The 22,418-nt window shown below is 64.8% G+C and carries 20 protein-coding genes; 6 read left to right on the forward strand and 14 right to left on the reverse strand.

The genetic code is table 11. The features are described from left to right. Nucleotides 1-52: 52 nt before the first annotated feature. The 6 genes from M2428_RS07035 to M2428_RS07060 form a co-directional block, all read right to left on the reverse strand. Nucleotides 53-709, reverse strand: coding sequence for a M15 family metallopeptidase (locus tag M2428_RS07035; RefSeq protein WP_277525103.1), 657 nt, complete (start codon nucleotides 707-709; stop codon nucleotides 53-55). 120 nt (nucleotides 710-829) lie between these two features. Then, the gene (locus M2428_RS07040; protein WP_277525106.1) at nucleotides 830-2,359 is read right to left on the reverse strand and encodes a glycoside hydrolase family 32 protein; all 1,530 of its coding nucleotides are present in this window, start codon (nucleotides 2,357-2,359) and stop codon (nucleotides 830-832) included. A 35-nt stretch (nucleotides 2,360-2,394) separates the two neighbouring features. After that, a complete protein-coding gene (locus M2428_RS07045) occupies nucleotides 2,395-3,237 on the reverse strand; it encodes a carbohydrate ABC transporter permease (RefSeq protein ID WP_277525521.1) in 843 nt (280 codons plus the stop codon). A gap of 46 nt (nucleotides 3,238-3,283) precedes the next feature. Next, entirely contained in the window at nucleotides 3,284-4,243 is a 960-nt protein-coding gene (locus M2428_RS07050; protein ID WP_277525107.1) for a sugar ABC transporter permease, read from the reverse strand. Between the two features lie 83 nt (nucleotides 4,244-4,326). Beyond that, nucleotides 4,327-5,622, reverse strand: a complete 1,296-nt coding sequence (locus M2428_RS07055; protein ID WP_277525109.1) for an extracellular solute-binding protein — start codon at nucleotides 5,620-5,622, stop codon at nucleotides 4,327-4,329. Between the two features lie 159 nt (nucleotides 5,623-5,781). Beyond that, a complete protein-coding gene (locus tag M2428_RS07060) occupies nucleotides 5,782-6,804 on the reverse strand; it encodes a LacI family DNA-binding transcriptional regulator (RefSeq protein WP_277525111.1) in 1,023 nt (340 codons plus the stop codon). A gap of 208 nt (nucleotides 6,805-7,012) precedes the next feature. On the opposite strand from M2428_RS07060, the gene M2428_RS07065 reads away from it, so the two are divergent. Then, on the forward strand, nucleotides 7,013-7,996 hold the full coding sequence (locus tag M2428_RS07065) for a helix-turn-helix transcriptional regulator (RefSeq protein WP_277525113.1): 984 nt from the start codon (nucleotides 7,013-7,015) through the stop codon (nucleotides 7,994-7,996). Continuing rightward, the gene (locus M2428_RS07070) at nucleotides 7,989-8,870 is read left to right on the forward strand and encodes an SDR family oxidoreductase (protein WP_277525115.1); all 882 of its coding nucleotides are present in this window, start codon (nucleotides 7,989-7,991) and stop codon (nucleotides 8,868-8,870) included. Before M2428_RS07065 ends, M2428_RS07070 begins: the two co-directional genes overlap by 8 nt. Before the next feature lie 62 nt (nucleotides 8,871-8,932). Here the strand turns inward: M2428_RS07070 and M2428_RS07075 are convergent, their stop codons facing one another. The 4 genes from M2428_RS07075 to M2428_RS07090 all read right to left on the reverse strand — a co-directional run bounded on the left by M2428_RS07075 (nucleotide 8,933) and on the right by M2428_RS07090 (nucleotide 13,056). Then, nucleotides 8,933-9,883: a carbohydrate kinase gene (locus M2428_RS07075; RefSeq protein ID WP_277525117.1), complete on the reverse strand. Its 951-nt coding sequence runs from the start codon at nucleotides 9,881-9,883 to the stop codon at nucleotides 8,933-8,935. A 103-nt stretch (nucleotides 9,884-9,986) separates the two neighbouring features. Then, on the reverse strand, nucleotides 9,987-10,781 hold the full coding sequence (locus M2428_RS07080; RefSeq protein ID WP_277525119.1) for an ATP-binding cassette domain-containing protein: 795 nt from the start codon (nucleotides 10,779-10,781) through the stop codon (nucleotides 9,987-9,989). Continuing rightward, the gene (locus M2428_RS07085) at nucleotides 10,778-11,824 is read right to left on the reverse strand and encodes an ABC transporter permease (RefSeq protein ID WP_277525121.1); all 1,047 of its coding nucleotides are present in this window, start codon (nucleotides 11,822-11,824) and stop codon (nucleotides 10,778-10,780) included. Before M2428_RS07085 ends, M2428_RS07080 begins: the two co-directional genes overlap by 4 nt. Nucleotides 11,825-11,937: 113 nt before the next feature. After that, a complete protein-coding gene (locus tag M2428_RS07090) occupies nucleotides 11,938-13,056 on the reverse strand; it encodes a substrate-binding domain-containing protein (RefSeq protein ID WP_277525123.1) in 1,119 nt (372 codons plus the stop codon). Between the two features lie 164 nt (nucleotides 13,057-13,220). Here M2428_RS07090 and M2428_RS07095 point away from each other — a divergent pair, with 164 nt between their 5' ends. From M2428_RS07095 to M2428_RS07105, 3 genes are all read left to right on the forward strand, one after another. Further along, complete coding sequence (locus M2428_RS07095; protein WP_277525125.1) at nucleotides 13,221-14,219, forward strand: LacI family DNA-binding transcriptional regulator; 999 nt, start codon at nucleotides 13,221-13,223, stop codon at nucleotides 14,217-14,219. A 55-nt stretch (nucleotides 14,220-14,274) separates the two neighbouring features. Beyond that, a complete protein-coding gene (locus tag M2428_RS07100) occupies nucleotides 14,275-14,568 on the forward strand; it encodes an antibiotic biosynthesis monooxygenase (RefSeq protein WP_277525522.1) in 294 nt (97 codons plus the stop codon). 284 nt (nucleotides 14,569-14,852) lie between these two features. Continuing rightward, nucleotides 14,853-17,477, forward strand: coding sequence for a GH32 C-terminal domain-containing protein (locus M2428_RS07105; RefSeq protein WP_277525127.1), 2,625 nt, complete (start codon nucleotides 14,853-14,855; stop codon nucleotides 17,475-17,477). 147 nt (nucleotides 17,478-17,624) lie between these two features. On the opposite strand, the gene M2428_RS07110 is transcribed toward M2428_RS07105, so the two are convergent. Beyond that, nucleotides 17,625-18,086 carry a hypothetical protein gene (locus M2428_RS07110; RefSeq protein ID WP_277525128.1) on the reverse strand — a complete coding sequence of 154 codons (462 nt, stop codon included), beginning with the start codon at nucleotides 18,084-18,086 and terminating at the stop codon, nucleotides 17,625-17,627. A 489-nt stretch (nucleotides 18,087-18,575) separates the two neighbouring features. On the opposite strand from M2428_RS07110, the gene M2428_RS07115 reads away from it, so the two are divergent. Next, entirely contained in the window at nucleotides 18,576-19,394 is an 819-nt protein-coding gene (locus tag M2428_RS07115) for a GAF domain-containing protein (RefSeq protein WP_277525130.1), read from the forward strand. A gap of 42 nt (nucleotides 19,395-19,436) precedes the next feature. On the opposite strand, the gene M2428_RS07120 is transcribed toward M2428_RS07115, so the two are convergent. The 3 genes from M2428_RS07120 to purU all read right to left on the reverse strand — a co-directional run bounded on the left by M2428_RS07120 (nucleotide 19,437) and on the right by purU (nucleotide 22,418). Next, the gene (locus M2428_RS07120) at nucleotides 19,437-20,030 is read right to left on the reverse strand and encodes an NAD(P)H-dependent oxidoreductase (protein WP_277525134.1); all 594 of its coding nucleotides are present in this window, start codon (nucleotides 20,028-20,030) and stop codon (nucleotides 19,437-19,439) included. A gap of 101 nt (nucleotides 20,031-20,131) precedes the next feature. After that, nucleotides 20,132-21,400 carry an amidohydrolase family protein gene (locus M2428_RS07125; protein ID WP_277525137.1) on the reverse strand — a complete coding sequence of 423 codons (1,269 nt, stop codon included), beginning with the start codon at nucleotides 21,398-21,400 and terminating at the stop codon, nucleotides 20,132-20,134. Nucleotides 21,401-21,542: 142 nt separating this feature from the next. Further along, nucleotides 21,543-22,418, reverse strand: coding sequence for a formyltetrahydrofolate deformylase (gene purU, locus M2428_RS07130; protein WP_277525139.1), 876 nt, complete (start codon nucleotides 22,416-22,418; stop codon nucleotides 21,543-21,545).

Consider the following 22,418-nt stretch of genomic DNA (forward strand, 5'->3'; position numbering starts at 1 on the left):
GTCGCGGGTTCACTAGGCCTGCCGCTCAATCGACCGCACGACGGGGAATCCATTACTGGAGATAGTCCGGGGCCGCTTCCAGGCCGAAGTACTTCTCAAGGGTGGTAATCCCCGTGCTTTTCATATCCTCGGCGATAGGCCGTCCCACATAGCGCAGGTGCCATGGCTCGTAGGTGTAGCCGGTAGTGGCCTGGGCCCCGGCCGGATATCGGATGATGAATCCGTACTCCCAGCCGTGCGCAGCCGCCCACTGCCCTGCCGGGGTGTTGGCGAAGCAGGCTTGCAGGGCGCAGATTCCGCTGGCATTGCCGATGTCCATCGCCAGGCCAGTCTGGTGTTCACTGTAGCCGGGCCTGGCGGCAAGGGTGTCCGCCGTCGCCTGTCCGTACTGGCGCACGTAGCTGTCATAGAGGCTGGCCTGCTCGCTGAACGAACGGTAGCCGCTGATCGGCATGACGTTCACGCCGGCCACCTTGGCGGCTTTGGCAAACTGCTTGTAGGCGTCCGCGGCCTGCGCCCGCAACCGTTCCCCCTGGACCCGGACCAGCTGCCCCGGCACGTACGCCGCCGGGCTCAGCTGCCGGTGCTTGTTGACCACCACCTGCAGGCTGGCGGCAGAATTGAAGTCGTAGCCCGCCGCGGCCACTGCCGTCACCGATGGTGCGATCATGCCGAGCGAAAGCACCAGCCCCGCCACGGCACCTGTCATCCTGCTGATTCCTCTAAGCACGGTGGCCTCCAAGAAGTGTCCGGAACGGATTCGGGAACTGTACCGGCCGGCAGGGGCCGCAGTCGAGGGCGTTCCGAACTACTGCGCGCCCGTACCGGGTCAACCGACGACGGCGAGACTCATCAGGGTGCCGCCGTCGCCTTCGGCCAGCAGCCCGACGGCGCTGGCGGAGCGTGCCGGAAAGACCAGATCGGTGATGGTTGCCAGGCCGTCCTGCGCGAAGACCTCAACGGAGCAGCGGTCCAGAAAGATCCGGAGCCGCAGCCGGCCGTTCTCCAGGGGCACGGCAACGCGCTCCACCGACGGGAATGCCTCGTGGAACCCCACGTTGCCGGATTCGGTCCTGTCCAGGCTGAGTTCCGCCGTGAGGCAGTCGTAGGCCAGGACAGTGCGTTCTCCTGATCCGTTGGCGGGTGCACCGCTGGCTCCGCTGCCGGCCCGCAGCACGAGACCTACCCTGCTGGCAGCGCCCGGCTCGAATTCGGCATCGATCCGCAGCACATCACCGCAGGCCTCGGCTGGAAGCCAGGTCACCCCTTCCGCCATCGGCTGCTGATCCAGGGCGAACAGCTCCGTACCGTTGTTGTCGAACGGGTCCACCGCCGCCTGCACCAGCACAGGGCGCCCGCCGCGCGACACCAGTTTGATTTCGCGGACAAGTGACATCGCGCTGCGCCAGCCATCTGAGGGTGTTGCGGCGGCGTACTGCCAGTTGTTCATCCAGCCGATCATGAGCCGCCGGCCGTCCGGGACGTTGCTGAAGGACACGGCCGCGTAGTAGTCCCGCCCCCAATCCAGCCATCCGTAGTCGGCCATTGGGCTGTCATCGGTCTGCGGGCCTTCGGTGACAGTGGTTTCGGAACGGAACGTCACGCCATCGAACGTTCCGATGAAGTACTGGCCGCCGGAACCGCCGGCGATACCGCCGGGGCTCAGATTTACCACCATGACCCACCGGGTGTTTGAGGCATCGCCGTCCACCGGCAGTTCAAACAGGTCCGGGCACTCCCACACCCCTCCCGTGGCGTTCGCTGGGCCGAACGTGCTCAGGTACTCCCAGGACAATAGATCCGCCGACTTGTAGAGAACCACCTCGTGGTTGAGTGCCTCGACTGCGACCATCACCCAGTAGCTGCCGGCGTCACCGTCGTGCCAAAACACCTTGGGGTCACGGAAGTCCGCGGAGGCCCGGTCAAGCACTGGGTTCCCGGCGTACTTGGTCCAGGTGGCGCCGTCGTCCGTGCTGTAGGCAAGGGACTGTGCCTGCCGTCCGGCGAGCGGCGACGTGAGCGAATACGCGCTGGTGTAGATGGCCACAAGCGGAGGTACTCCGCCGAGGCCGAAACCGCTGGTGTTTTGGACATCGACCACTGCGGAGCCGGAAAAGATGGCCTCCTGGTCATCGCACGGGATGGCAACGGGTTGCTCTTCCCAGTGCTGCAGGTCTGTGGAGGTGGCGTGGCCCCAGGACATGTTGCCCCACTCGGCGCCGTGCGGGTTGTGCTGATAGAAGAGGTGGTAGGTGCCGTTGGAGTAGACCAGTCCGTTGGGGTCGTTGAGCCAGTTGCGCTCCGCTGAGTAGTGCCACTTTGGCCGGTACTGGCAGTCGAGCTCGGTGATTGATTTCATGAGGGTATTTGTGGGCTTTCGAGTGAGGAGGCCGGTCAGCCCTTGACGCCGCTGGAGGCGATGCTGTTGATGAAGGAACGCTGGAACGCGATGAACAGGACCACCACGGGAATGGTGATGAGGGACGCGTAAGCCATCACCTCGCCCCAGGAGACGTTGAGCTGGAAGAAGTACTGAATGCCGATCATCACCGGCCGGAGCTCCTCGGACTGGACCACCATGAGCGGCCACAGGTAGGAGTTCCAGGCGGGGAGGAAGGTCAGAATGGCAACGGTGGCGGTGGCCGGTCCCGCAAGGGGCATGACCACTCGGCGGTAGATGGTGAACCAGCCGGCGCCGTCTATCCGGGCGGCCTCGTCCAGTTCCTTCGGGATGGACTCAAAGTACTGGTGGAACAGGTAGATAGAGAACGCGTTGGCGATGAACGGGATGATCTGGACCTGATAAGTGTCCAGCCAGCCCTTCGAGATCTCGAGGCTGAATCCGTTGAGCTCAAAGTACGGCAGCTGGTTGACCCACCACACCAGCGGCAGCGCCAGCGTCTGAAAAGGCACGATGAGGGTGGCGAGGATCGCGGTGAACACCACACGCTTGCCGCGAACCTCCATGCGGGACAAGGCAAACGCGCAGAGGCTGTTGATGAAGATGCCGAGCACCACCGTTACCGCGGAAATGCCGATGGAGTTGATCAGGAAGCGGGCAGCCGGGACCCGGTCGAACACGGCTGCGTAGTTGTCCAGAGAAATGTTTCCGATTGGCAGGAACGCTGCCACTGAGGACATGTCGCCGAAGATCTGCTGGTCCGGCTTGAGGGAGGACACCATCATGAACACGATGGGGAAGGCGGCAACGGCAGCGAACAGGATGCGGACCGCCATGGTCGCTGCACTGCTGAAACCCCTGGTATTGAGTGTCTGTTTCACGTCAGTCCTTCTCTCGGGACAGGTAGCGCTGCACTGCGGAGATCAGCAGCACGAGGACGAAGAATACGAGCGAGATGGCCGAGGCGTAGGAGGTTTCCTGCTGCTTGAAGCCGGAGCGGACCGCCTCGTAGATGATGGTGGTGGTGGAATCGAGGGGCCCGCCCTGGGTCATCACGCTGACCTGGTCAAAGAGCCCGAGCGCCTGGATGGTGATGGTCACCAGGACCAGGGTGCGGGTGTGTTTGAGGCCGGGCCAGGTCACGTAGCGGAACTGGTGCCAGCGGCTGGCCCCGTCGAGTTGGGCGGCCTCGTACAATTCGCCGGAGATGCTTTGCAGGCCTGCGAGCCAGATGATCATGTGGAAACCTGCGGCCTGCCAGATGGACAGGGCGATGATGGCCGGCATGGCAGTGGCGGGATCGTTGAGCCAGTCCGGGCCGTTGATCAGGCCGAAGCTGGCCGCCGACAGCATCTCATTGATGAGGCCGTCCTTGCGGTACATGAACATCCACAGCAGGGACACCACCACCATGGACGTCACCACGGGAAGGAAGTAGATGGTGCGGAAGAAGTTCACGCCGCGGAACTTCTTGTTGATCAGAAGGGCCATCGCCAGGGCGATGCCGGACTGGACGGGCACCACCACGACGGCAAAATAGCTGACGTTCAGCAGCGACCGCCAAAACGTGGGATCCGCGAAGAGCCGCGCGAAGTTGTCCGTGCCGACGAACTCAACGGGCCGCGGGGAAACAAGCCGGGCGTTGGTAAACGCCAGGCCGAAGCCCAGGATCGCCGGGAGGAAGACGAAGGCGAGCAGGAGGACCGCGGCCGGGGCGATCATTCCCCACCCGCTGATCTGTTCGCGCAGGTTGCGTCGCCGGCGGCGCGGTTTGCGGGGCGGGAGGGCTGGGGTCGGATCCGCCAGACGGCGGCCGGTGGGGGGAAGCTGGGTGGTTGTCATGGGATTCTCCGTCGACAGTCAGGGCCGGAGGTACGACGACGGCGGCGGTTGCGCACCGCCGTCGTCGTACCGTAGGCAGCTGGCTAGTTCTTGTAGCCGCCGTTGGACTTGATGTTGGCGTCGATGGCCTTGACCGACTTGTCCAGTGCCGTCTTGGGGTCGGCGCCGGCGAGGATGTCCTGAACAGCCTTGCCGTATTCGGTGGCGATAAAGGGGTAGGCGGGGGTTTCAGGACGCATCACCGCGTAGTTGCGGGAAAGTTCCATGAAGATCCGGTTTGTGCCGCCCTTGGCATATTCGGGGAGGAGCGCGGCGGCTTCGTCGGTGGCCGGGATGGTGCCGGTTGCCTTCGCTATTGCGGCCAGGTTTTCCGACTTGAGTGAGTAGGAGAGGTAGTCCATGGCTGCCGCGGAGTTGCCGCAGCCGCTGGTCACGCCCCACTGCCAGGAGGCGCCGCCGATCTTGGGGCCGTTCCCGAGGTCCACGGACGGCATAACCACGAGGTCCGCACCCACCGCAGCGCGTGCCTTGTCTGCAGCCCAGGAGCCGGTGTAAAGAATGCCGCTCTTGCTGTTCAGGAAGTCCTGGGTGGAGTCCTTGCCGCTCTTCTTAGCCATGAATCCCTGGTCGGCAAGGCCGCGGAACCACTGGGCCCATTCGATGGCCTTGTCGCCGTTGAGGGCGCCGTCTGCCGACTGGAACCCGTCGCGGTTGATCAGGTCCCCGCCGAAGGACTGCAGGAACGGTGAGTAGGCGTAGGGCAGCCACTCGCCGGTTCCTGCGGTACCCATGTCCAGCGGGTAGTCCCACTTGCCCAGGGCCTTGAGTTTGGTCAGCGCGTCTTGGAACTCGTCCTTGGTCCACGGCTTCTCGACGGTGGCGACGCGGATACCCGCCGCCTTGAGGTCGGAAGCGCGTGCGAGCATCGCCAGTGCGACATCATAGGTGCCCACGGCGTAGGTCTCACCCTCCCACTTGGCCACCGTACTCGGCAGATTCTTGGAAACATCGGCCTCGAGCTTCAGCGGAGTCAGATACTTCGCCCAGGCCCAGTTGGGAACATTGGGGCCATCGATGTCAACGATGCAGGGGAGCTTCCCGGAGGCCGCGGCCGAGACCACGGAGTCGTTGTAGGAGTCCTGCGGGAACGCCTGGACCTTGATCTTGGCCTTGGCGCCCGGGCTCTTGTTGTAGGAGTCCACGATGTTTTCAATTGCCGCAAGTTCTTCGGGGTTGCCCGCGTTGTGGGTCCACATGGTGATCTCGTTGGAGCCCTCGGACGAGGCGGAGGCACTGCCTTTTCCGCAGGCGCCAAGGGTGCCGATGAGTGCCGCCGCGGCTACACTGGTGGCCAGGATCCGGGTGAATCGCTTGTTCATGGTGGTCAATCTTTCTGCTGAAATTTTGCATGGGGGATTGTCCCGGGTCCGGCGGGACGCGGCCGGTGCAACGGCTGCGTCCCTTTTTGTGCGGTCCCCGGGAAGTGGAACGGTTTGGTGATGGCGGTTGCTTGCCGGCAATTTGCTGCCGGCAGTCTGCTAACTTGGCGGCGGGCCGAGGGACCCCCGCTCAATCAGGGGGCAATCCAGTTGCGTCTGGGCTGCCGGTACGCCGGGATTTTCAATGTCGTCCAGGATACGGTTGACCGCCCACCTGCCCATTTCGTAGTGCGGAAGGGCGACGGTAGTAAGTCCCGGCCACAGGGCGTCTGCAATGATTTCGAGATTGTCGATCCCCACGATGGAAACGTCCTCCGGAATGCGCAGTCCCAGTGCAGTGGCCGCTTGGTAGACGCCCATGGCAACCCTGTCACTGAAGCAGAACAGGGCCGTGGGACGGTCGGGCTGGCAGAGAAGGCCCAGCCCTGCCTCACGGCCTCCCGGGGTTCCGGCCTGACCGATCACGAAATGGCGGGGGTCATGCTTCAGGCCGTGCCGCCGAAGAGCGTTCAGGAAACCCTCCCTGCGGCCGTGCGTAGCAGGGATGTCGTCCATGTTGTTGATCATCCCGATCCGGGAGTGGCCCGCCTGGATGATTGCTTCAACAGCCGTTTCGGCAGCGCCCACCTCGTCGGGAATAACCGAGGAAATCGACCTGTCATTGGTGACGGCATCCAACAGCACGGTGGGAAGGCCCTCCAGTTCCGCGGGGACCTGCACACTTTGGTGGTACATCCTGGCGTAGACCACCCCGTCCACCTGATGCTGCCGGAGCATGTTGATTTCACGGTTTTCAAGCTCGCTGTCCAGGCCCGAATTGACCACCATCACCACATAGCCGCGATCATAGGCAGCGTCCTGCGCCCCGCGGATCATGGCTCCTGCAAAGGGAGTGGTGGTGATTTCGTCACTCACCAGGCCAAGGATTTGGGAGCGCTGGTTGCGCAGTCCGCTGGCCATCTTGTTCGGGGCATACCCGAGATCCCTGGCCACGTCCCGGACGAGTTGCTGCGTTGCTGCCTTCACCCGGAAACTCGTGGCGTCGTTGAGGGCATGCGACACCGTGGTGACGGAGACCCCGGCAGCCTTGGCCACCTCACGTATTCCCACTCTTGTCGTCATTGACTTCCCTTTGCAAAACGTTTTGTTTCTGGTATGAGCTACGCTACACAAAACGTTTTGCACTTGTCAATGAAAGGCACGATGCACACCCCGGCCAAATGAGTCGGGTCGGCATCCGGCGCCGCGTCAGGCGAGCGAGGTTTCGAGCGGTGTGGGGGTGTCTGATAGACACTGCCACCGGCCGCCCGGCCTGCGTAGCGTGGTGGATGTGGACAGAAAAGAGGAAATCCGTGAGTTCCTGATCTCGCGGCGCGCAAAGATCAGCCCGGAGCAGGCCGGCATCCCCAGGTATGGGGAACTGCGCCGCGTGCCGGGCCTGCGCCGTGAGGAAGTGGCGCAGCTCGCCGGGGTGAGCACTGACTACTACACGCGGCTGGAACGGGGCAGCCTGCGGGGCGTCTCGGACGCCGTGCTCGAGGCTGTCGCCTCTGCACTTCAGCTTGACGACGCAGAGCGGGCGCACCTGATGGACCTGGCGCGGACGGCCACCACGCCGTCGCGCCGGGCGCCCCGCCAGCCACCGCAGCAGCGGGTCCGTCCCGGCGTGCTGCGTCTCCTGGACGGCATGACCGGGGCGGTCGCCCTGGTGCAGAACGGCCGCTCGGACGTGCTGGCAGCCAACCTGCTGGGCCGCGCGCTGTACGCGGAGGTATTCAACTCCGCCGCGCAGCCGGGGCCGGACAGCCCGGGCCGGCTGCCGAACCAGGCGCGCTACCTCTTCCTCGATCCGCACGCAGCTGACTTCTACCCGGATTGGCGCGCGATCGCGGCCACCACCGTGGCCATGCTGCGCCTGGAAGCGGGAAGGAACCCGCACGACCGGGCGCTGAACGAGCTCGTCGGGGAACTGACCACGCGCAGCGGGCTGTTCGCCGCGCTGTGGGCCGGGCACGACGTACGCATCCACACCACGGGGACCAAGCGGTTCCACCACCCGGTCGCCGGGGACTTATCCCTGCAGTACGAGACGCTGGCCCTCCCCGGCGATGAGGGACAGACCCTGTTCACCTTTACCGCGGAGCCCGGCTCCGCGTCCGAAAACGCGCTGACATTCCTCGCCAGCTGGGCGGCATCGCCTCTCGAAACAACCACCACCGGCGGTCCTGCCGGTGGATCCACCGTGCCTGAGATGCGCTCCCACGCGCAACCGGGACCACCTAACCCAAGAAAGACAGAACCATCACATGACTGAGCAGGAATACACGACAGTGCAGAAGGACGAGATGGCCGCCAAGCAGGTCTGGTTCATCACCGGCGCCGGCCGCGGAATGGGGACTGACATCGCGAAGGCGGCCCTGGCCGCCGGACACGCGGTTGTTGCCACCGGCCGCAGCCCGGAAAAGGTCGTCCAGGCTGTGGGCGAGAGCGAGAACCTGTTGGCTGTGAAGCTCGACGTCACCGACGCTTCAGCGGCGGAAGCGGCCGTGCAGGCCGCCGTCGAACGGTTCGGCCGGATTGATGTTCTGGTCAACAATGCCGGCAACTTCTACGCCGGGTTCTTCGAGGAAATCACCCCGGAGGACTTCCGGGCGCAGATCGAGACCACCATGTTCGGGCCGATGAACGTCACCCGCGCGGCCCTGCCGGTGATGCGGGCCCAACGCTCGGGGCTTGTGGTCACGATCTCCTCGACCGCCGGGATCGTAGGCGGGGAGTTCCTGTCTGCCTACGCCGCATCGAAGTTCGGCGTCGAGGGCTGGGCCGAGTCCCTGGCCCCCGAAGTCGCCCCGTTCGGCATCCGCACCATGATCGTGGAGCCGGGGTTCTTCCGTACCGAACTGCTCACCCCGGAATCCACACGCTACGCGGAACCCACCATTTACGACTACGCCGAGCGCACGCGCCAGACCGTCGCCGCCTGGCAAAGCATGGACGGACAGCAGGGCGGGGATCCGGCCAAGCTCGCCGACGCCCTGATCAAACTGGCCGAACTGGACGAGCCGCCGCTGCGCTTTGCTGCCGGCGCAGACGCCGTCGGTGTCTTCGCGACCCGGGCCAAGGCGCTCCAGGGCCAGGCCGACGCGCACCGCGGGCTCTCCAGCAGCCTCGCCCACGACGACGCCTGACAGAACCCAGCGGACGACGGCGGGAGGTCCCGCCGTCGTCCACCAAGCCCAATCACCACAGATCAGCCGAACGCCAAGGGCTGGGCTTCGACGGCGAAGTTGAGTTCTTCCAAGGTCGGGGGGTTCGCTCCCGGGCGCTGAACGGTAATGGCCGCGGCTGCAGCTGCGGTGTGTCCAAGCTGCTCCAAGACAGCTGGGGCGAACCCTTCGGTTCCTCGGGTGAGAAAGCCCAGAATCAGGGCGGACATGAAGGAGTCCCCGGCGCCGATGGTGTCGGCAACGTTGGACTTCACGGCAGGAATGCTGATGTTAACGGCGAGGGTGGTGAATTGTGAGCCTTCGGCGCCCTTGGTGGTGACGGTAAGTCCGGTGCCCAACCCGAGGATGTGGGCTGCGGTTTCGTCCAGGCTTTTTTGGGGGTACAGCCATTGGGCGTCTTCGTCGCTGAGTTTGACGACGTCGGTTAATGGCACGAGCTCTTCGAAGGTGGCTTTCGCTTCTGCATGGCTGCCGAGCAGGGCTGGCCTGATGTTGGGATCGTAGGTGATCATGCAGTCTCTGTGTGCCTGTTCGAGCAGTGATCTCACCGCGCCGGCGCCGGGTTTGAGGAAAGTGGCGATGGAACCGGTGTGCAGTATTTTGGGGACATAGGCGGGGGCTGCTGGGGCAAGGTCCCAGGTAATGTCGAAGTCGTACCTGGCGGAGCCGTCCGGTTCAAGGGTTGCTGTTGCCGATGCTGTCCGGGTGAGGGATTTTGATCCGGGCAGAAGTATGACTCCTGCGCTGCGGAGATGATTTTCGATAAAGTCTCCCCGCGCGTCCGGGGCAATGGCCGTGAGCAGACCTGTTTTTACGCCGAGGCGGCCGAGTCCGTAGGCGACGTTGGCCGGTGAGCCGCCGGGGTGTTCCACTCTGTCGTGTGACGTTGTGACCACGTCGATCAGCGCTTCGCCTACGACCATGACGTCGAGGGGATGGTGAGCGCCGGGCCGGGCTGTTTTGAGGTAATCCATGGTGTGTCTCTCGTGGGAAGCTGATGGCGGGGCTTGTTCAGAACCGCTTCAGTCCGCGGACCGGCAGCCGGGTCCGCGGACTGAAAATAGGGGCACCAGGTGGTCAGGCGGTGGCTGCACCGGTCATGATCGCAACCGCGTCGGTCATGGTGTGGGATTGCGGTGTGATGGTGGCCGCGCATTTGCCGAGGCGCTGGATGTGGATCCTGTCCGCCACGTCAAATACGTGGGGCATGTTGTGGCTGATCAGGATGACGGGCAGGCCGCGGTCCCGGAGGTCCCGGACCAGCTGCAGGACCTGGTTCGATTCCCGGACGCCGAGTGCCGCCGTCGGTTCGTCCAGCACGACCACCTTGGAACCGAACGCCGCGGCGCGAGCCACGGCAACAGCCTGGCGCTGGCCGCCGGACAGGTTCTCCACCGGTACGGTGACGTCCTGGAGGGTGGAGATTCCCAGCCGCGTCAGCTCATCCTTGGCCTTCGTGCGCATGCCCTTGGTGTCAAGCATCCGGAACACACTCCCGAGGAGTCCTGCACGCCGTTCCTCCCGGCCAAGGAACAGGTTGGAGGCGACGTCCAGGGCGGGGGAGACGGCAAGGTTCTGGTACACCGTTTCGATGCCGTGGGCGCGGGCGTCCTGAGGGCGTTTGAAGTGGACCGGCTGCCCGGACACCATCAGCTCGCCCGTATCCGGAATCTCGGCACCGGTGAGGCACTTGATCAGTGTGGACTTGCCTGCACCGTTGTCGCCGATGATCGCCAGGACTTCGCCGGGGTACAGGTCAAGGCTGACGCCGTCCAGGCCTACGACGCGGCCGAAGGTCTTGACGAGGTTCCGGGCCTGCAGGATGGGCTCGCGGGTGGCGACGTGGGGGGCTGAAAATTCTGTCGTGGTCATGACTTGACCTTTCGGATCCACTGGTCGATGGAGACAGCGAGGATGATCAGGACGCCCACTGCCAGGGTCTGGTACAACACGTCCAGCCCGGCGAGGGAGAGGCCGTTGCGGAAGACGCCAACGATCAGGGCGCCGAGAAGGGTTCCCCAGACGGAGCCGCGGCCGCCGAAGAGGCTGGTTCCGCCGATGACGACGGCGGTGATGGAGTCCAGGTTCAGGTCTACGCCGGCGTTGGGGCTGGCTGCGTTGGTCCGGCCGATCTGGATCCAGGCGCCGACGGCCAGGACGGCACCGGCGGCAAGGTAGACGCTCATGAGGACCTTGTTCACGGCGATGCCGGCCAGGCGGGCAGCTTCCTTGTCATCGCCCACGGCGTAGACGTGCCGGCCCCAGGCGGTTTTGCCGAGGATGAACGCGATCGCGATGTAGAGCAGGAGCATCACGACGACGCCGGTGGAGATCCTGACCGGGCCCACCGGGAAGGTGGTTCCGGTCCAGGTCAGAAGGGGCGGCATGGCCGAGCCGCGCACTGTCGCTCCGTTGGAATAGAGCAGCGTCAGGGCGATGAAGATGTTCAGTGTGCCCAGGGTGACGATGAACGGCGGGAGCCGGAACCTGGTGACCAGGAACCCGTTCAGGGCTCCGGCGGCGAGTCCTACGACCAAGCCCGCGAGCAGCGCGAGGGGCGCGGGCACTCCGTTGTTGACAGCGAGTTGGGCCATGACCATGGACGAAAGGATCATGACGGCCCCGACGGAAAGGTCGATGCCTGCGGTGAGGATGATGAGGGTCTGGGCGATGGCCAGGGTGCCGACGACGGAGACCTGCTGGGTAATCAGGGAGAGGTTTTCAACCCGCAGGAACCTCTCATTGAGGAGGCCGAACACCACCACCGCGATGAGCAGTACGAGGGCGGGGCTGACCGCCGGGTAGCGGTGGAGGATATTGCGGATCCGGCTGAGCGGTGTCTGGCGGTCAAGGAATTCCTCCGCCAGGTCGGCATGCCCGGCGCTGGGCGGGCCGGCGGTCTGTTGCTGGGTCACGATTGGTCCTGATCTTCCGTGATGGGTGCTAGGGCGGAGCTAGCTCGGTAGATGCAGTGCGGGGAGGCCGATAGCAGGCTCCGTCCTCCCCGCCCCGCAGTGAAGCTGGGTGCTTACTTTCCCCAGCAGATGTCGGAGGCCTCGGTGGTGGTGATGCTCTTAACGCCGTCGGCCGGCTTGTCCGTGACGAGCTCGACGCCGGTGTTGTAGAAGTCCAGCCCCGGGGAGTTGGCCGGCTTCTGGCCGGTCTTGGCGAGGTCAACGATGGCCTTCACTCCCAGTTCGGCCATCTTGACCGGGTACTGCTGGGCCGTGGCACCGATGACGCCGGCCTTGACGTTGTTCACGCCCGTGCAGCCGCCGTCCACCGAAACCACCAGCACGTCCTTTTCCTTGCCGGCGGCCTTCAGTGCCTCGAAAGCACCCGCTGCTGCAGGTTCGTTGATGGTGTAGACGACGTTGATGTTCGGGTTCTTGGCGAGGAGGGTTTCCATGGCGGTGCGTCCGCCGTCCTCGGCGCCCTGGGAGGCCTGGCTGCCGACGATCTCGTAGTCGCCGCCCTTGCCGCCGGTGTACTTGCCGGTCTTGGCTTCGTCGCCGTTCTTCTTCTTGTCCGCGGTGTCGATACCCAGGCCGGTCAGGAAGCCCTGGTCCCGGTTGTAGTCAACCGAGACGACCTTGTCGTCAAAGAGATCGACGAGGGCAATGGTCGCTTTTTTCCCATCCAGCTGGGCTGCGGTCCATTTGCCGATCAGCTCGCCGGCGGCAAAGTTGTCGGTGGCGAACGTGATGTCGGCGGCGTCGGCCGGGTCCGGCGGGGTGTCCAGGGCGATGACGAAGAGCCCGGCGTCCTTGGCCTTCTTCAGGGCGTCCACTACGGACGGACCGTTGGGGGTGATCAGGATGCCCTTGTCGCCCTTGGAGATGGCGTTCTCGATGGCCTGGATCTGGGTGTCCTCGTCGCCGTCAGCCTTGCCGGCTGCGAGCTTAAGGTCCACGCCGCCGGCCTCGGCCGCCTTCTTTGCCCCGTCCTGCATGGAGACGAAGAACGGGTTGGTCGTGGTCTTAACGATCAGCGAGACGCCCACCTTTTCGGCGGATGAGCTTCCGGCTGATGTGGTGGACGTGGAACTTCCGCCGCAGGCTGAAAGACTGAGCGCTCCCAGGGTCAGCACTGCTCCCGCAGCGAACAGGCGGGTGGCCGTTGAACGGGGTGCTTTGGAACTCAACATTGAATCTCCTGGTGTTTGAGGCCTCACTGGCCTCGACAACGATGTCATGTACGATGTAATCAGCATCACACCGGAGAGTCAATAGATGCAACTTAGAAGGAGCGATTTATTTGACAACGATGTCCGATCGTAGCCAGCCGGCCCTTTCCGCCAGTCGTCCGACAATGCGCCACGTGGCTGCCCTTGCCGGCGTCGGAATTAAGACCGTGTCCCGGGTGATCAACGACGAACCTGGGGTGTCGGACGCCACCCGGGAAAAGGTGCTCAGCGCTTCACGACAACTCAACTACCAGCTGGACATGGCCGCCGGCAGCCTGCGCCGCGCGGGCAGGCGAACGCTCTCCGTCGGGCTCCTGCTGCCGAGTGTCTCCAACCCCTTCAGCGGCGAGATCAACCGGGCAATAGAAGATGCGCTGGGGGCCCGGGGGATCGCGGTTTTTGCCGCCAGCCTCGATGATGACCCCCGGCGGGAGCAGGCCATCGTTACGGCATTTCTTGGCCGGCGCGTGGACGGGCTCATCCTCACGCCGATCGCCCGAAGCCAAGCGTATGTAATCCCGGAGCATTCCCGTGACCTGCCCTTGGTCTTCATCGACCGTGAGCCGGTAGGAATGGAAGCAGACGCCGTGGTGACCGACAACGCCGTAGGCGCCGCGAGTGCCGCCGCTCACCTGATCAGCCGGGGCCACACCAGGCTCGCCTATTTGGGGGACCGCACCGACATCCAGACCGCGCGGGAACGCCGTCGGGGGTTCATGGAAGAGATCGGCCGGCAGGGCATTCCCACCTCAACGGTTCCTGTCCGTGAAAACCTTCACGACGAGGAATCGGCGAGGTTGGCCGCGTTGGAGCTTCTCACTGCCGGCGAACCGCCGACTGCGATCTTCTCCAGTCAGAACCTCATCACTTTCGGCGCCATGCGTGCTCTGAGAGAGCTCGGGCTAAGCAAACGCGTGGCGTTGATAGGGTTCGATGACTTCACGCTTGCCGACATGATGGATCCCGGCGTGACAGTCGTCGCCCAGCACCCCGAGCGGATCGGGAAGCTGGCAGCGGAGCGGCTGCTGGCCAGGATTGACGGCGACCAGCAGCCTCCGCATACCTATGTTGTTCCGTCTGAGCTGGTGCAAAGGGGCTCCGGGGAACTCCGCCCTCCGGCCTGACGCCGGGGAACTTCCTGAACAGTCCGCCGAACATATTGACCTGAAAGGGATCATGATGACCAAAACCCTGTACGCCGAGTTCACCGTCAAGCCCGGCAGCGAAGCCCGCGTCGCGGAGATGATGCTCGAACTGACCCGGCACGTCCGCCAGGAACAGGGCAACGAACTGTTCCTTCCCTATACACGGGAAGAGAATCCCCGGGAGTACTTTGTCTTCGAGGTCTACAGCGACGAAGCGGCATTCCAGAAACACATCGACGCCGACTACGGCGCCAAATTCAATGAGGAACTGGCCCGCCACATCGAGGGCGACGGGTCGGCGCTGACCTGGCTCCTGCCAGTGGAATAGCCTTCAGCCAAGGCGCGCCAAGGCCCCGTTGACGGGACCCGCCTGGGCTCCCTTGAAGGGGGTGAACGGGACCCCCTACCGGAAAAGACCCTTCCAGGCAGTCCGTTGGTGGGGAACTTTGTGCTGCCCGTCCATGTCGCTTCGCCTGCGTCGACAGAGGGACGGCTCTCTCATGCTTGAGCCGATAGGAACCGTTGACTTGTCTGATGGACATAACTTAGCGTCCTTCGCACTGACAACGTTGTCTATTTGGCGACGCGCGCGATGAAGGGCGAAACAAGCAGATGAAGAGAACGACCACCCGCAGGACGCATGCCGTTTCTGCACTGACCCTCGCGGGACTGACTCTGGCCGCGGCACTGGCAGGATCCCTGCCGGCGTCGGCCTCCACAGGCCTCGGGGACGAACCCTACCGGCCGGCCTTCCACTACACGCCCGAAAAAAACTGGATGAATGACCCCAACGGAATGGTCTTCCACAGGGGCGTCTACCACCTGTACTACCAGCACAACCCCTCCGGAAACACCTGGGGGAACATGTCCTGGGGCCACGCCACCTCCACGGACCTGACCCATTGGAAGGAGCAGCCGCTGGCCATCTCCACCGATGACCAGGAAGATGTCTTCTCCGGGAGCGTCGTGGTGGACAAGGACAACACCTCCGGTTTCGGCACGAAAAAGAACCCGCCCCTGGTGGCCGTCTACACCAGCGCGTACAAGGACGCCTCTCCGCACCGAGGCCTGCAGGCGCAGTCCCTGGCGTATAGCCTGGACGACGGCCAGACCTGGACCAAGTACTCCGGCAATCCCGTGCTGAGCCGGAACTCGGCCAACTTCCGCGACCCTAAGGTGAACTGGTACGGCACACCAGGCGGCGGAGGCTACTGGGTGATGACCGCGGTCGAAGCGCAGGAGCACAAGGTGGTCCTCTACAAGTCCGCCAACCTCAAGGATTGGACGGCGCTGAGCGAGTTCGGGTCAGCCAACGCCACCGGGGGACAGTGGGAATGCCCGGACCTGTTCCCGCTTGCAGTGGACGGCGATAAGAAAAACATCAAATGGGTCATGGTCGTCAACATCAATCCCGGCGGCGTGGCCGGCGGATCCGCGGGCCAGTACTTCGTCGGAAACTTCGATGGCACCACCTTTACGTCCGAAACCACCAAACCGGCCGCGGCGCTTCCTCCCGGCACGGTCCTGGCCGGGTTCAACGACGGAACCCACAACGGCTGGACTGTGAACAACGAGCCCGGCAACTGGAAGAACGGCCCCTTTACTGACGCCCCCGCCTCCGGGGCGATCGGTGGGCAACAAACTGTCTCCGGCTTCACCGGAGCAGGACTCGTCAACTCCTTCAACGACGGCGACTGGCCGCTTGGGTCCATGCAGTCACCAACGTTTACGGTGTCCGATGACTATTTGAACTTCCTCGTGGGCGGCGGCAAGCACCCGAGGGTCTCCGACAAGCTGGACAACGCCCCGCCCGAGGGGGATCTCAAGTTCGACGGCTTCGAGGTTTCCCCGGGGACAACACTGGCCGACGCCGGCTGGACCGGAACCGGCGACCTCACCCCCAATTTCCAGCCCTCCGCCAGTGGCGGGGACTTCGTCATCGGGGCCAAGCGGATCAACACCTTCGAGACCGGCGCCGCACCGGGCGATGACCGGCAGGGCACCCTGACATCACCGGAATTCCCCATCACCAAGAATTTCATGAGCATGCTGGTCGGCGGCGGCAACCGCCCCGCGGACTCCGGACAGATCCTGGCCGTCCAGTTGCTCATCAACGGCAGCGTGGTCCGCTCCCTGGCAGGAGATAATTCCGGAATCCTGAACTGGAAGGGTTGGGACGTCTCCGAATTCGCGGGACAGAATGCACAGCTCCGGGTCGTTGACGAGGCAACCGGTGGGTGGGGACACCTGACCCTTGACCACGTCATGCTCACCGACACCGCCGCTGTCCCCAGGTCCGATGAAGAAACCGTGAACCTGGTAGTCAACGGACAGGTTGTCCGCACGGCCACCGGAAACGACAGTGAAACACTCGACTGGGCCTCATGGAATGTCAAAGAATTCGTCGGCCAACAGGCACAAATCAAAGTCGTCGACAACAACCGATTCGGCTGGGGACATATCCTCGCTGACGAGTTCATCGCGAGCCCCGCGGCAGCGACAACCCGACTGCAGTCCTATGACTGGCTGGACTACGGCCGTGACTACTACGCCTCCGTGTCCTTCGCCAACATGTCCGAAAGCAAGCGGGTCATGCTGGGCTGGATGAACAACTGGGACTACGCCAACGACATCCCCACCAACCCGTGGCGCAGCGCCATGGCCCTGCCGCGTGAAGTGGAACTGACGCAGACCCCGGAAGGTCCCCGGCTCACTCAAAGCGCCGTAAAGCAGGTCGACAAGCTGGCCCAAAAGCCAAGCTACTCGACCAAGAAGGGCATCCCGATCGCGGAGGGGACAACCCCGCTGCCCGCGGCCGCCTCCGGTCAGGTCCAACGAGTCGATGTCACCTTCGCTCCGGGCGCGGCCAAGAAATCCGGCATCACCGTGCTGGGCGATGGAGCCTCATCCACCGTCATCGGCTACGACGCCACGACCGGGAAGCTCTTCGTTGACCGTACCAACTCCGGCAACACCGCGTTCCACCCGGCCTTCGCTTCCATCGAGGACGCCCCCGTCACCCTGGACAAGAAGGGCTACGTCACCCTGCGGATCTATCTCGACCGCTCATCAGTAGAGGTGTTCGCCCAGGACGGTCTGCGGACCATCACCGACCAGGTCTTCCCCAACGCCGGAGCCGACAAGTTGGCTCTCTTCGCAGAAGGCGGGATTGCCCAGCTCAAGTCACTCACCGTGACACCGCTGGAAAAGGCAATGTTCCTCCCGGAAAAGAAGTGACCCAGCCCATCGCCTGACCTGCTCCCCATGGAGTCTGAGCTGAAGGGACTGCGCACGGTATCGCACCGGGCGCAATCCCTTCAGCTCGTCCTTACCGAGGTCGTCGTACCGGCGACTGTAACTCGAACTTCGTCACAGGCATGGCAGCTAGCACTTGACCTCCGTCCTGAGGTCGCGGACCGCGGCCTCGACATTGGAGGCTTCGTCCCGGAGGGAATCAGCTGCCTGCTTCAATGTGGCGTTGTCAGGGACCGCGGCGACTGCGGCGTTGAACTTGGCTTCGGCGGCCTTAACGGCCTCCGCCCGTTGTTGGGCGAGGTTCTCGCTTGCCTTGGCAAGCTCTTCATAGGTCTTGGAGACTTGTTCTTGGGCCGCGCGGACCTGCTCGATCGTGGCGTCCGGCGTCAGCGTGTCCTTGAAATTTTTCAGCGCCGCGGCATGGGCATCGGCAGCAGCGCAGACCGGCAACATGCTCGCGGGCGGGCTCGAGATGGCCGCGGTAGGGCTTGAAGTGGCCGCCGGAGGGCTGCTTGGGCTGCATCCGGTGAGCAGAGCGACGGCGGCCCCGAGCGCGATGGATCCCACGAGGATAGCGTGCGGTCTCGACATTGGAAGCTCCTCTCCCAGCTGGGCTGGCCCCCGGGCATCGGGCATCGTAGGGCATCTCCATCGTCTGCCCGAACGAGGGTGCGGACCTCATCCGCCGGGGGTGAAATGGGTGGAAATCCAAGGCCAGCCCGGATAGGCCAAATGGCTCTTTTGGGACCGGGCGAACGCGGGTATATATGGTTGTGCCACGGCGGACGGGTCCTCCGCGACTGGTGTTGAAGCCGGGGCGGGCGGTCCAGGGAGGGACGTTGGAACCTCCCTGGACCGCCGCGGGGCTGGCGCGGTTTGCCGCTGTGACCGGAACGGCTCACCGGAACAAGCTCGCCGGACAGCCTGACGGGAACAGCCCACCGGAACGGGCCGGGACCTCGCGTTAATCGGCGGCATCTCCGGCAATGACAGATGGGTGGCGCGGCGGTGTCCGCCCGGACGTATGCTGTTTTCATCGGTTCAGCAGTGAGCTGCGTGCTTTGATCTCGAGCGTGAAACATGACCCAAGGAACTGCAAGAGACGGCCGGCAGGATCGTCATGCCTCCTTCTGGGAGCTGCACTTCAACGACCCGGATGTCGGTGCCTTCCTCAGCGAGGCCATGAGCGAGTTTGTCGACGACATCGGTGGTCCCGGCCGCGGGATCAGCTGGGCAATCACCCTGCTTGGGTCCGCAGAGGCCCTCACCCTGACCGCGGGCAGCGCACCGGCGCGGGCCGCGGATGAGGCGCAGCGATCCTTCGACGACGGACCGGCCCGCACGGCCGTCCGTAGCGGTGAATTTGTGTTTGTGGGCGACACTTCCCTGGAGCGCCGCTGGCCCGGGTACGCCGCCGCCGCCGCAGCCTTCGGAGTCCGGTCCCTCGTGTCCGTTCCGCTGATCCCACAATCGGTATTTCATGCCGCGGTGAACTTGTACGCGCCCTGGCCGCACGTCTTCACCAGCGCAGACATCACCGCAGCGTCTCGGCTGGCCCGCCACCTGTCCCGGGCACTGCGTTTGGTCCAGCAGCTGTCGCTGAGGTCCGGGAGCAGCGCCGATCTCTCCTCGGCGCAGCTCTCCCGGGCGCTGGCCGGCTTGGCATTGCGGACGCTGGTGCGGGAGTACGGACTCAGTGAAGAGGGAGCGCTTGACTATCTTCGGAGCGTCGCGGGCGGAGCTACGCGGGAATCCGCCGGCGGCACGGTCCATGTCCTCGTGCCCGATTCCGTTCAGGTCCAGAAAGAACCCCAGCCCAGTCCCTATGCCGCGGCAACGCACGGCGCGGACAAACCTCCCGTCCGTCGGCGGCGGCGCAGGACGGAGACCCCGGCCTAGGCGGACTTCGCCCCGGCAAACCGCGTTCCGCCTGGGCAGCAGTTAGGCGGCGCTGGCGTCTTCTTTCCCGTGGGCGTGGTCCGGGCGGAGGATCTTCAGCGCGCCGGCCCAGGCGATCACTTGGTCAAACACGGTCTGCAGACTAGTCTCCGCGGCCGCCGTCGGGATGAAGGTGCGGTAATTCGCGAACTCCGTGGCCAATGGCAGCGCAACCTGGGCCCGGACGTCCGCCATCTGCAGCTCTGCGGCAACTCCGCGGAAGTGTTCCACGGCGCGGATGCCGCCGCTGCTTCCGTAGCTGACAAACCCGGCCGCCTTGTTGTTCCACTCCTTGTAGAGGTAGTCCACGGCGTTTTTCAGCGCCCCGGGAATCGAGTGGTTGTACTCGCCCGTGACGAAGATGTAGCCGTCGAATCCGTCGACAGCTTCGGACCAGGCCTTGGTGTGCCCGAGGCTGTACCGGCCCAGGGATGGCGGCAGTGGCTCGTCGAGAAGCGGCAGATCGAAATCGGCGACGTCGAGGACGTCAAAGGTGGCATCGCCGCGCTCTGATGCCCGGGAACCTACCCAGTCGGCGACCGCCTTTCCGAGGCGTCCGGGCCGGGTGCTCCCGAGCACGATAGCGATGCGGATCATGGCGGGCTCCTTTCCGGAAATTATTTGTGCCCACAATCAGAACAACAAACCGGACGGCTCGAAACTTCCGCAAGCGCCGCCGGCGCCACCGGATCTAGGTGCTAAAGCGCGACGCGCCGGCGTTCCGGCAGGATCCGTCCGCCGCGCAAGACGGTCACGAGTTCGAAGCCCGGGTCAACGGCGATGACATCGGCGCGCATTCCGGCCCGGAGGCCGCCGATCTCGGTTTCCAGGCCCAAGACACGGGCCGGGACCAGGGTCGCCGCCATGACGGCATCGGCAGGGCTCACGCCCGCCGCGATGCTGGCGCGGACAACCTCCAGCAGGGTCGCCGTGCCCCCGGCAAGGGCGCCGTTGCTCCTCAGGGTAGCCACGCCGTCGTGCACCACAACCTCCGAGCTGCCGAGTTCATAGTCGCCGTCGGCCAGCCCCGTTGCCGCCATGGAGTCCGTCACCAGCGCGATGCCCTCGGCTCCGACCAGGTCAAACACCATCCGGACCGTCTCCGGGTCGAGGTGGACGCCGTCGCCGACGAGTTCGACCACAACCGTGCCGGCCGCCGCCAGCCGCAGGCACGCGGCGACGGGTCCGGGACGCCGGTGGTGCAGGGGAGGCATGCCGTTGAACAGATGGGTCACTGTGGGCCGGGCCTGTGGCCCGAAGGCCCCACCCGCCGCGGCCCTGCCGATGAGCTCCGCGGCCTCCGCCAGCGAGGCGGCCGCCACGCGGGCATCGGCATCGGTATGCCCCAGCGAGGGGATGACGCCGTGGTCCGTGAGAATCCGGAGCAGTTCACTGGCGCCGGGCAGTTCGGGGGCATAAGTCATAGTCTGCAGGGCTCCGCCGGCGGCCGCCAGCAGGTGCCGGAGCAGTTCAGGATCGGGATCCCGGAGCCAGCGGGGGTTCTGCGCGCCGCAGCGGGCAGAGGAGAGGAAGGGCCCCTCGGAATGGACGCCTGCGATCAGTCCCTCAGCCGCCAGGATCTTGAGCACGCCGAGCGATCGCACCAGCTCATCGCCCGGGGCCGTGACCAGGCTGGCCAGCAGGGTGGTGGTCCCGTTGCGGTGCAGGAAGTCCACTGCCTCCCGGCAGGCCCGGTCATCGCCGGTTGGGAATCCGCCGCCCGCGGCGCCATGGCAGTGGAGGTCAACAAGCCCGGGAAGCAGGGAACTGCCATGCGGCAGTGGGAGCTCCTCCGCCCCCGGGAAGTGCCCGGCGTCAAAGCCGCCGCCGGGTCCCGCGTAGGCGATCCGGCCGTCTTTCACCGCCACCACGGAGTCCGGCGTGACGGCACCGTCGCTCAGGAGGGTGCCCCGCAGGAGGTAGGCAGGAGCGGCAGCGGCTTCGCGGTCCTCGAGGGTAAGGATCATGGTGCCTGGTTTCTGTGTGGCCGGGCGCTAGCGGACAGGTACAGCTAGTTGAAGACTAGCGTGGCAGGTCCTCACGCGGGCAGCCGGCCGCGGCGGCCCGGCACCGGGCCGGCCGCGTGCCGGAGCCGACGCCGTGCCGAACCTAACGCAGCACTACGGTCCTGTTGCCTTGGAGGATGACGCGTCCCTCGCAGTGCCAGCGGACGGCGTTGGAGAGTGCCTTGCATTCGGTATCGCGTCCGGCGGCCACGAGATCGTCCGGGCCGAAGGTATGGTCCACCTCCACCACCTGCTGGGAGATGATCGGCCCTTCGTCCAGCTCCGCGTTGACATAGTGGGCGGTGGCACCGACTGTCTTCACGCCCCGGGCGTGCGCCTGGTGGTACGGCTTCGCGCCCTTGAAACTGGGCAGGAAGGAGTGGTGGATGTTGATGGCGCGGCCATCCAGCTGGCGGGTGAGGTTGTCGCTGAGGACCTGCATGTAACGGGCCAGGACCACCAGTTCCACGTCCATCCGCTCAATCAGTTCCAGGAGCCGCTGTTCGGCCGCAGGCTTGGAGTCCGGGGTGACGGGCACGTGGAAGAAGGGGATTCCGTGCCATTCGACGGTCCGCCGGTGATCGGGATGGTTCGAGACGACGCCGACGATCTCGATGGGCAGTTCACCGGTGCGTGCCCGGTACAGCAGGTCGTTGAGGCAGTGCTCGAATTTCGAGACCATGATCAAGACCCGCCGTTTGGTCGCGTGCCGCCGCAGATCCCAGCGCATGCCGAATTTTTCGGCGACTGGCACAAACGCGTCCCTGAGCACATCCAGGGTGGTTTGGTCTCCGGCCGATTCGAAATGGAGCCGCATGAAGAAGTGGCCGTCCAGCTGTGAATCGAACTGTTTGCTTTCCAGGATGTCGCAGCCCTGGTCCAGCAGGAATCCCGAAACGGCGTGGACGATCCCGCGCGTTTCCGGGCAGTCCAGGGTCAGGACGTGCTCCACGGTGGCCGGTGTCTTGTCCTCGGCCAT

The sequence above is a fragment of the Arthrobacter sp. ES3-54 genome (assembly GCF_029504395.1).
Classification (GTDB): domain Bacteria; phylum Actinomycetota; class Actinomycetes; order Actinomycetales; family Micrococcaceae; genus Arthrobacter.

Bases quoted from the DNA above. Each gene is read 5' to 3' on its own strand.
- M2428_RS07035 (WP_277525103.1), bottom strand. From the start codon at position 709: ATGACAGGTGCCGTGGCGGGGCTGGTGCTTTCGCTCGGCATGATCGCA.
- M2428_RS07040 (WP_277525106.1), bottom strand. From the start codon at position 2,359: ATGAAATCAATCACCGAGCTCGACTGCCAGTACCGGCCAAAGTGGCAC.
- M2428_RS07045 (WP_277525521.1), bottom strand. From the start codon at position 3,237: ATGGCGGTCCGCATCCTGTTCGCTGCCGTTGCCGCCTTCCCCATCGTG.
- M2428_RS07050 (WP_277525107.1), bottom strand. From the start codon at position 4,243: ATGACAACCACCCAGCTTCCCCCCACCGGCCGCCGTCTGGCGGATCCG.
- M2428_RS07055 (WP_277525109.1), bottom strand. From the start codon at position 5,622: ATGAACAAGCGATTCACCCGGATCCTGGCCACCAGTGTAGCCGCGGCG.
- M2428_RS07060 (WP_277525111.1), bottom strand. From the start codon at position 6,804: ATGACGACAAGAGTGGGAATACGTGAGGTGGCCAAGGCTGCCGGGGTC.
- M2428_RS07070 (WP_277525115.1), top strand. From the start codon at position 7,989: ATGACTGAGCAGGAATACACGACAGTGCAGAAGGACGAGATGGCCGCC.
- M2428_RS07075 (WP_277525117.1), bottom strand. From the start codon at position 9,883: ATGGATTACCTCAAAACAGCCCGGCCCGGCGCTCACCATCCCCTCGAC.
- M2428_RS07080 (WP_277525119.1), bottom strand. From the start codon at position 10,781: ATGACCACGACAGAATTTTCAGCCCCCCACGTCGCCACCCGCGAGCCC.
- M2428_RS07090 (WP_277525123.1), bottom strand. From the start codon at position 13,056: ATGTTGAGTTCCAAAGCACCCCGTTCAACGGCCACCCGCCTGTTCGCT.
- M2428_RS07095 (WP_277525125.1), top strand. From the start codon at position 13,221: ATGCGCCACGTGGCTGCCCTTGCCGGCGTCGGAATTAAGACCGTGTCC.
- M2428_RS07100 (WP_277525522.1), top strand. From the start codon at position 14,275: ATGACCAAAACCCTGTACGCCGAGTTCACCGTCAAGCCCGGCAGCGAA.
- M2428_RS07105 (WP_277525127.1), top strand. From the start codon at position 14,853: ATGAAGAGAACGACCACCCGCAGGACGCATGCCGTTTCTGCACTGACC.
- M2428_RS07110 (WP_277525128.1), bottom strand. From the start codon at position 18,086: ATGTCGAGACCGCACGCTATCCTCGTGGGATCCATCGCGCTCGGGGCC.
- M2428_RS07115 (WP_277525130.1), top strand. From the start codon at position 18,576: ATGACCCAAGGAACTGCAAGAGACGGCCGGCAGGATCGTCATGCCTCC.
- M2428_RS07120 (WP_277525134.1), bottom strand. From the start codon at position 20,030: ATGATCCGCATCGCTATCGTGCTCGGGAGCACCCGGCCCGGACGCCTC.
- M2428_RS07125 (WP_277525137.1), bottom strand. From the start codon at position 21,400: ATGATCCTTACCCTCGAGGACCGCGAAGCCGCTGCCGCTCCTGCCTAC.
- purU (WP_277525139.1), bottom strand. From the start codon at position 22,418: ATGGCCGAGGACAAGACACCGGCCACCGTGGAGCACGTCCTGACCCTG.